The organism is Saccharopolyspora sp. NPDC050642 (assembly GCF_040654735.1).
GTDB classification, from domain to species: domain Bacteria; phylum Actinomycetota; class Actinomycetes; order Mycobacteriales; family Pseudonocardiaceae; genus Saccharopolyspora; species Saccharopolyspora elongata.
Genome location: NZ_JBFAIN010000007.1, coordinates 349,863 through 358,058 on the forward strand (window position 1 = coordinate 349,863; position 8,196 = coordinate 358,058).

At 64.3% G+C, this 8,196-nt stretch carries 8 protein-coding genes; 1 reads left to right on the top strand and 7 read right to left on the bottom strand.

The annotated features are described in order from the left end of the window. Window positions 1–112: 112 nt before the first annotated feature. Both AB0H93_RS14940 and AB0H93_RS14945 read right to left on the bottom strand, forming a co-directional pair. Entirely contained in the window at window positions 113–739 is a 627-nt protein-coding gene (locus AB0H93_RS14940) for a response regulator transcription factor (protein WP_358572476.1), read from the bottom strand. 127 nt (window positions 740–866) lie between these two features. After that, the gene (locus tag AB0H93_RS14945) at window positions 867–1,226 is read right to left on the bottom strand and encodes a hypothetical protein (protein WP_358572479.1); all 360 of its coding nucleotides are present in this window, start codon (window positions 1,224–1,226) and stop codon (window positions 867–869) included. A 633-nt stretch (window positions 1,227–1,859) separates the two neighbouring features. On the opposite strand from AB0H93_RS14945, the gene AB0H93_RS14950 reads away from it, so the two are divergent. After that, window positions 1,860–2,801, top strand: coding sequence for an AraC family transcriptional regulator (locus AB0H93_RS14950; protein ID WP_358572481.1), 942 nt, complete (start codon window positions 1,860–1,862; stop codon window positions 2,799–2,801). A gap of 116 nt (window positions 2,802–2,917) precedes the next feature. On the opposite strand, the gene AB0H93_RS14955 is transcribed toward AB0H93_RS14950, so the two are convergent. The 5 genes from AB0H93_RS14955 to AB0H93_RS14975 form a co-directional block, all read right to left on the bottom strand. Then, complete coding sequence (locus tag AB0H93_RS14955) at window positions 2,918–4,330, bottom strand: GH1 family beta-glucosidase (protein ID WP_358572483.1); 1,413 nt, start codon at window positions 4,328–4,330, stop codon at window positions 2,918–2,920. 7 nt (window positions 4,331–4,337) lie between these two features. Then, complete coding sequence (locus AB0H93_RS14960) at window positions 4,338–5,159, bottom strand: carbohydrate ABC transporter permease (protein ID WP_132494369.1); 822 nt, start codon at window positions 5,157–5,159, stop codon at window positions 4,338–4,340. Window positions 5,160–5,217: 58 nt separating this feature from the next. Continuing rightward, window positions 5,218–6,198: a sugar ABC transporter permease gene (locus AB0H93_RS14965; protein ID WP_358572485.1), complete on the bottom strand. Its 981-nt coding sequence runs from the start codon at window positions 6,196–6,198 to the stop codon at window positions 5,218–5,220. Between the two features lie 5 nt (window positions 6,199–6,203). After that, window positions 6,204–7,484 carry an ABC transporter substrate-binding protein gene (locus AB0H93_RS14970; RefSeq protein ID WP_358572487.1) on the bottom strand — a complete coding sequence of 427 codons (1,281 nt, stop codon included), beginning with the start codon at window positions 7,482–7,484 and terminating at the stop codon, window positions 6,204–6,206. A gap of 436 nt (window positions 7,485–7,920) precedes the next feature. Further along, a partial coding sequence (locus tag AB0H93_RS14975; RefSeq protein WP_358572489.1) for a carboxyl transferase domain-containing protein occupies window positions 7,921–8,196 on the bottom strand: 276 nt, incomplete at its 5' end.

An 8,196-nucleotide genomic window follows, 5' to 3' on the forward strand; every position in this document is an offset into this window, starting at 1 on the left:
GGGCCGATCTTGAACGGGCAGGACTGTTGCTCCATCGGCTTTCTCCAGAGGGTTCGTCGAGCGGAGCGGGATCGAATAGGACGAAACGGCCATTTCGATCATTGAGCGCCCCTTAGATGAGACCCGCGCGGATGGCGTGGGCGACAGCGTGGGTACGGTTGCTGAGATCGAATCGCTTCATGAACTTGTAGAGGATGTTCTTGACGGTACGTTCGGAGAAGTGGAGTTTTTGCGCTATTTCTTCGAGGCCGAATCCTTCGGAGACGAGACGTAGGACATCGATGTCGCGGTGCGTGATACCGGAGGGCGCCATATCGAGCGGTGCGAGCACTTCGCGGTAGGTCCGTTGAAGCTGATCCATGAGTGCGCCCTGCATTGAAACGGGGAGAAAGCCACCACCTTCGCTGACTGCTCGAATAGCTTGGGCGAAGGCCCAGGCGGAGAAGCGGTGGCGCCATAGGACGGCGCGGACGCCCAACCTTACCGCCGTGGCTATGTCGGCGCGCCAAAGGTTTTCCACTACGAGGATAACGGGTTTGACAGCGGCGGGATTGAGGCTTCGCAGCGATTCTATTGTGGATGCTTCGACGATATCCATGGCGACGACCACAACGTCGGCGTTGTCGTTGGTGATCTCGATGTGTTGGCGCTCGTCCAAGCACTGGGCCAGTCCGGCACGAATCAGCGGGTCCGAGGCAGTAATAGACACGCCGATCTTCGTTGTTGTTCCGCCATCCATGGCAATGTCCCCGTAAACTAAGTGGATGCTTCGACGATATCCATCGCGACGACCACAACGTCGGCGTTGTCGTTGGTGATCTCGATGTGTTGGCGCTCGTCCAAGCACTGGGCCAGTCCGGCACGAATCAGCGGGTCCGAGGCAGTAATAGACACGCCGATCTTCGTTGTTGTTCCGCCATCCATGGCAATCGCGCAATCCCTCCGAACACGGTCAACGGGTCCGGGCGCGGCATGCTCCGATCGAGCTGCTGATCCACGTTGATCACGTTGCGCGATCCCACTGTGCTCCGATGAGAGTACTCGACTAGATCGAACGAGTCGATCGCCTCATATACGCCGAGCCGATCCTCGAAGCGTTTGCGCGCCTCACGCTCGACGAACGACAGACACCCGATCCCGGGGAAGTGTTCCAGCAGGTGGGAGAAGATGCTCTCGCCCTCCACCCGGGCCAGCGGGGCACCGATGCAATGGTGATGATCGGGCATGAACGCCACATGCCGGTTCGGGTGGCGCGCCGGATCGAACGCATCCCGGTCATCGAAGGCAGCGGGAACGGGTCCGGTCTTTCTCGCCCATCAATCGATACAGAAGAGCGTCCGTGGCCATGCCTACCTCTCCGTGAGCCCCTGGTTGCTGCGAGCAAGGGGACTTTAAGAGGACAGGTGGGTGGTTGTTGCGCCTAGAAACGCACGACAACCGCCCACACGCGCACGACTGCGCCGTCGGGACTGGTTGGCGGTTTACTTGATCGGGAAGACGTCCAGTGCGGCGGGTGCGTCTGACTCACGCACCAAAGCCACGACTGGAAGGGTTCAATGGCGCCCCGGTGACAGCTAACTGGCCATTCATGCCCGTCCAGTAGAACGGTTCGTCGCCGGTTCGCGCGCAGCGTCACGCGGTGATGCGGACTTGGCCGATCGGCCCTCACCCCGCACCGCTGCTTGACCTGCACCCAGGCCGAGGTCGAGGCGCGCGTCCTCGGACTGCGGCGTAACCCGGGCCAACTTATGAGCGAGACGTTGCCACTAAACGGTCTAGTCACGCCAAGTCACACGGCCTAGACTTCCCGATGTTCGTCCCCGCTGCAGCCAGAGGTCGCGATGCCACTGACTTACCACGTGGATACCGCCACCGTGGATACCACCACCGAGGACATGCCACGCGCCGACCAGCTCGAATACTGGGGCGAGGTAATCAGCTCATTCCATTGCACCCTCAGCTCCCGGGTCATCCGGCCGACCGACTTCCAAGGCCACACAACCTGCCAACGCACCCAGTCCTACCAGCTCGTCAGCTGGGACGCCTCCACCCCGCAATGGCTTCAGCGCACCAAGCGCCAAGTTCATGCCGACCCCGATGAGCGATACAGATTCGGCATCTCCATCCGCGGCTCGCTCGTGTTACGCCAGGCCGGCAACCAGCACACGCTCACCGCCGGCACCGGCGCGCTGTTCACCATGGACACCCCGTTCGACGTCGGCGTCGGACCCTGCCACAAGGGCATGGCCCTCATCATGCCCCAGCGCGAGATCGACCACCGCCTCGGCCGCGGCGCACTTCTCAACCCCGCAACCGACCTCGCCCACGGTTTCGGGCGACTCATCTACACCAGCCTCGCCACCCTCCAAACCGAACGCGACACCCTCACCGCCACCCAATTCGACCGAGCAAGCCAACACCTCACCGACCTGGTTTGCCTGCTCCTCCTCGGCGATACCCAACCGCCGACCAGCCACACACGCGAGATCGAAACCCAAATACGCCGACACATTCGCGCCAACGCGTGGGACCCTGGACTCAACACGGAATCCATCGCACAAGCACTCGGCTGGTCAGCGCGACAAATCCAAGCCGTGCTCCAGCGAACCGGAACCACGCCCAGCGAACTCATTCGTCAAGAACGTCTCCACCACGCGCAACTACAACTCGAAAACCCCGCCAACGTTCGCAAAACCATCACTCAAATCGCCTACGAATCCGGCTTCAACTCGGCCCACACCTTCACCAAGGCATTCCGCCAGCACTTCGGCCACACGCCAAAAGACCATCGCAACCGCTGAGATCCTGTCTCAAGTAGCCGACTTTGCGGGCTTCTTGCTGTCACAGGTCAATGCGGCAACCAGGGCGAGCAAAGCGCAGAAGTAGTCGGCACAGCGCTCGTATCGGATGGCCAGCGTCAGTCCACAGTGAGCTCGGCGGGGTCGTCGACCGGTACGGCGTTGCTTGCCGCGACTCCGGAAAAGAAGCGGGCGCTGTCCTTGACCGTGCGCTGCAGGGTGTTGAAGTCGACGTGAATCAGGCCGAACCGCTGCGAATAACCCAGCGCCCACTCGAAATTGTCCAGCAACGACCAGGCGAGGTAACCGCGCACGTCCGCGCCCTGCTCAATCGCCGCATGGACCGCGCGAAGGTGGTCGGCGAAGTATCGGACCCGGTCGCGGTCTCGAATCCGGCCATCGCTGTCGATCGTGTCGGCGAAGGCCGCGCCGTTCTCGGCGACCACGAGCGGAAGGCCAGGGCAGTGCCGGCTCAGCCACAGCAGCAGGTCCGTCAACGAACTCGGCGTCTGTTCCCAGCCGAACGAGGTAAGCGGCCCGCGAGGCGGCAGAACGTCGAAGCCCCGCAAGCCCGGCAGGCCGCTGTTACTTGGCGCTTCCAGGTCCGCCAACGGCGCCACCCGGACCGGCGCGTAGTAGTTCACCCCGAGCCAGTCCAGCGGGGTAGTGATCGTCTCGAGATCGCCATCGCGTATAGCGGGTTCCAGCGCACCCAGGTGAGCGACGTCGGCGAGCACGTCCTCCGGGTAACCGCGACCCAGCACCGGGTCGAGGAAGATCCTGTTCTGCATCCCGTCGAACTTGCGCGCGGCCTCGCGGTGGGCTTCGTCGTCCACATCGGTCAGCGCCGGCGCGAAGTTCAGCACCAGTGAGAACCGCTGTCCGGGTCGTGCGGCTGCGCGCAGCGCCCGCATCCCCAACCCGTGCGCCAGCAGGTGGTGGTGTGCCGCGACGAGCGCGGTGCCCGGCTCTGCCACTCCGGGTGCGTGCACCCCGGTTCCGTAGCCGAGAAATGCCGAGCAGTAGGGCTCGTTGAGCGTCGTCCAATCCGGCACTCGATCGCCGAGGGCGCCGTGCACTGCCGCCGCGTAATCGGCGAACCGTGCGGCGGTGTCACGAACCCGCCAACCGCCCTCGTCTTCCAACGCCTGGGGCAGGTCCCAGTGGAACAGCGTGATCATCGGCGTGATGCCGTGATCGAGCAACTCGTCGACCAGCCGGTCGTAGAACGCCATCCCGTGCGGGTTCACCGTCCGCCCGTCCGGCATGACCCGCGACCAGGACACCGAGAACCGGTAGGTCGGCAGGCCGAGTTCCGCCATCAGCGCGACGTCCTCGGGATATCGATGGAAGTGGTCGCAAGCCACTTCACCCGTATCACCACCCAGCACCTTGCCTTCCGTGGCCGTGAAGGTGTCCCAAATGGACGGTCCGCGGCCGTCCTCCTTCGCTCCGCCTTCGATCTGGTAGGAGGCCGTGGCCGTCCCCCAGACGAAGTCCGACGGGAAACCGAGCGCCTTCTTGTTGGTCATATCCACCTCATCCGTTGACCGAAACTCGCGTGAGTCCGTTGACGATCTGTCTTGCCAGCAGCAGAAAAACGATGATCACGGGCAGCACGCCGAGCGTCGCACCGGTCAGCATCAATGAGTAGTCCAAGAAGTAACCGCTCGCCAACCTCGACAAGGCTACCTGAACGGTCAGGCTTTCGTTCGGGTCGAGCACGATCAGCGGCCAGAAGAAATCGTTCCACGCGGCCATGAACGTCACCATGCCGAGCACTGCCGCCTGCGGACGGATCGCCGGGATCGCCACATGCCGAAACGTCCCCCACAGCGAGCAACCATCCACTCTGGCCGCGTCGACCAGTTCCGGGGCAACCGCCTCCTCGCACGCCTGGCGCATCCAGAAGACGCTGAACGCGTTGACCAGTGCGGGCACGATCACCGCCTCCAGCCTGCCGTACCACCCGAGGTCGCCGACGACCATGTACAGCGGGACCACCCCGAGCTGGGCCGGCACCATCACGGTTCCGATCACCACCAGGAACAGAGTGTTCCTCCCGGCGAAGCGCAGTCGGGCGAAAGCGAACCCGGCAAAGCTGGACAGCACCACGGTCGACACCATGACCGTCCCCGACACGATCAACGAGTTCTGGATCGCGAGCCAGAAGTCCACGGTGTCGAAGACGCGTTGCACGTTTTCCAGGAGGTAGCCGCCGGGGACCAGAGGTGGGATGGAATCACCAATGGCCGAGCTGTCGCTGGAGGACACCACGAACGACCAGTACAGCGGGAACGCCGATGACACGACAACACCGGTCAGCAGTGCGTAAACCAGAACCCCGGGGCGGCGGGTCAATGGACCGGCACCGTCGGATCGGCGGAGTCGCCGGGCAGGGACACTCGCGAGCACCGCTTCAGCTCCCTCCGCGAATTCGACGCACCAGCACGAAGTTCGCCACTGCGGATATCAGGCACATGACGAACAGCACCCATGCGATGGCAGCCGCGTATCCGGCGTCGAACAGACCGAATCCCTTCTCATAAAGGTACATGGTCAACGTCTGGAACTGCCGGTCGTTGCCGCCGACACCGGCGGTTCCGGTCGAGTCGAACAGTTGCGGCTCCGCGAACAGCTGCAGGCCGCCGATCGTCGAGACCACCACCGTGAAAATGATGGTCGGCCGAATTCCCGGCACGGTGATCGACCAGAACGACCGCCACCGCGAAGCCCCATCGAGCGCGGCCGCTTCGTAGAGCTCCCTGGGGACGTTGCGCATCGCGGCGAGGTAGAGCAACGCGTTGTAGCCGGTCCAACGCCAGATCACCATGGTGGCGACGGCCAGGTGCGACGACCAGCGCTGGCCCTCCCAGTCGACGGGATCCAACCCGAACAACCCCAGAATCCAGTTGATCATGCCGAAATCGCGGCCGAATAGCTGGGCGAAGACCAGCGCCACGGCCACCACCGAGATGACGTTCGGCAGCAGAACACCTGCGCGCCAAACGGTCCCCGCCCGAAGCGGCCGGTTGAGCAGCGCCGCGATGCCGAGCGCGGCCAACAGCTGTGGCACCGTGGAGACCACGAAGATGCTCGCGGTGTTGAACAGGGCGTTGTAGAAATCCGGGTCGGCGAACAGTGCGGTGTAGTTCGCCAGCCCGACGAAGCCCTGATCACCGTCGATCAAATTCCAGTCGTGCAGCGAAATCCACGCGGTGTACAGCAGCGGGAAGAGGCCGAACACCGCGAACAGCACGAAAAAAGGAGCGACGAACAGGTACGGCGTGACCCGGGCGTCGATCCGGGAGAGCAGGACCCCCCGGCGCCCACCCGGAACCGACCCACGAAGAACGTGGGCCGGTTCGCGGGTGGGCGTCGGTGAAGGGCTTCGTGACATCCTCCCTACCTCACGGCGTCGCGGGCCTGCTGCACGGCCTCGTCCCACGCCTGGTCGGCGCTCTGCTTGCCGTCCTCGACGCGGCCGAGTGCCTGGCCGAACTTCGGTCGCACCACGCTGTCCTTGGCACCGCGGTAATTCGGGCGCAGGCTGTCCGCCGAGCTCGCGTAGATCTGGCCCACCGGTGCGTCGCTGAAGTACGGGTCGGTCTTGCCGATCACCTCAGGATCCTGGTACGCAGCCGGCGTACTGGGCAGGATGCCGCTCTGCAGGAAAATCTTCTTCTGCTGCTCCGGGGCGGTCAGCCACTTGGCGACTTCGTAAGCCTCCTTCGGGTGTGCGCCCTGCTTGGGCACCGTCAGGTAGGAGCCACCCTGGTTTCCGCTGTTGCCGGGAACCGTGGTGAGGTCCCACTTGCCCTTGTTCCCGTCGCCACCGGCTTCCCTGATCTGCTCCAGCATCCAGGCCGGGCAGTTCATCACGGCGAAGGAGCCCTGTTTGACCGCCACGTTCCAGCCCTGGGTGTAGCTGGTCACCCTGGCGGTCTGCCCCTTCGCCCCGATGCTCGCGGCGATGTCGAAGGCACGTCGCAGGTTCGGATTCCGGTCGGCGATGAGCGAGTCGTCCGCCTTCGAGAAGAAGTTCTCCTCGGACTGGTTGAAGATCGCGGTGTAGATGGTGCCGGCGGAATCGGCGAACTTCGCATCCGGCACCGCGGCGCTGAACCGGTCGGCGACCCGGGCGAAGTCTTCCCAGGTGGGCCACAGCTTGGCCACCTCGGTACGCTCGGTCGGCAGACCGGCCCGGGCGAACAGGTCGCGGCGGTAGCACATCGCCAGGCTGCCCATGTCCGTCCCGAGACCGAGTACGAAACTTCCGTCCTTGCTGACCCCCTGCTCCCACTTCCAGGGGGCCCACTGGTTCTGCAGGTCCTTGGCCCCGAAGTCGGCGAGGTTGACGAACTTGTCCCTGGACTGCAGGAACTGCGGAAGGTACTGCTCTTCGACGGCGACGACATCGGCAGCGCCCTTGCCGCCCGCTAGCTGGGTGGCCAGTCCCTTGTGGTGGGCCTCGAAGTCGGCGACCTGCGACACCAAGTGGATGTTGGGATGCTGTGCCTCGTACTCCTTGAACAGCGGCTCGTAACCGAACTCGCCGAAGGTCGCGACCTTGATCTCGATCTTCCCACTGCCGGCCCCATCGGTTCCCGCGCACCCCGCCAGGGCCACCGACACAGCCGAGGTCAGGGCAGCAACAGCCAGCCAGCGCGAACGCCTTCTCCTCATCACACTTCCTCATCTCCCAATCGTGACCACCATGCCGCGAGCTGATCGCTGATCTACCGCGCAGCGAAACGTGTGTCCACCACGGGAATCGAAGTCTGCCTCTTCGGACATCCGGCCCACGGTTCAGACGTGCACCAGCACCCGTCCCTCGTTGCCCGCGTCGACCTCGACCGGCCGGTAGGATTTCGGAGATGAGGCTGGTCCAGGAGCGCCGGCACACGGCGCTTCAGCTTGCCTGAGCCCTTGCCGGGGATGATCTCCACCAGCGCGGACGGCATTCGCCGACAGGGATCTCAGGCAATTTCAACTCCCCGCTCTCGGGAGAACTGATGGATTTCGAGCCAGACTAGATCGCGGCGAATCCGGAGATCAACGGATCCGAGGGCAGGGAATTGAAGCACAAGAGGCACAACCGGACCGTGGTGACGGCGCTATGTCAGAGGGGGATGTTGCCGTGCGAGCCGCGCCCGGCCGGGGCCGCCGCGAGCGCCTCCGCGATGCGGCGCCGGGTCGTCTTGGGGTCGATGACCTCGTCGACCACACCGATCGACATCGCCCGGCCGACACCGCCGGCCACGCGCTCGTGCTCCTCGACGAGCTTGTCCTGCAGCGCTTCCCGCTCCTCCTCGGGCGCGGCGGCGAGCGCCTTGCGGTGCAGGACGCCGACCGCGGCCTTGGCGCCCATCACCGCGACCTCGGCCTCCGGCCAGGC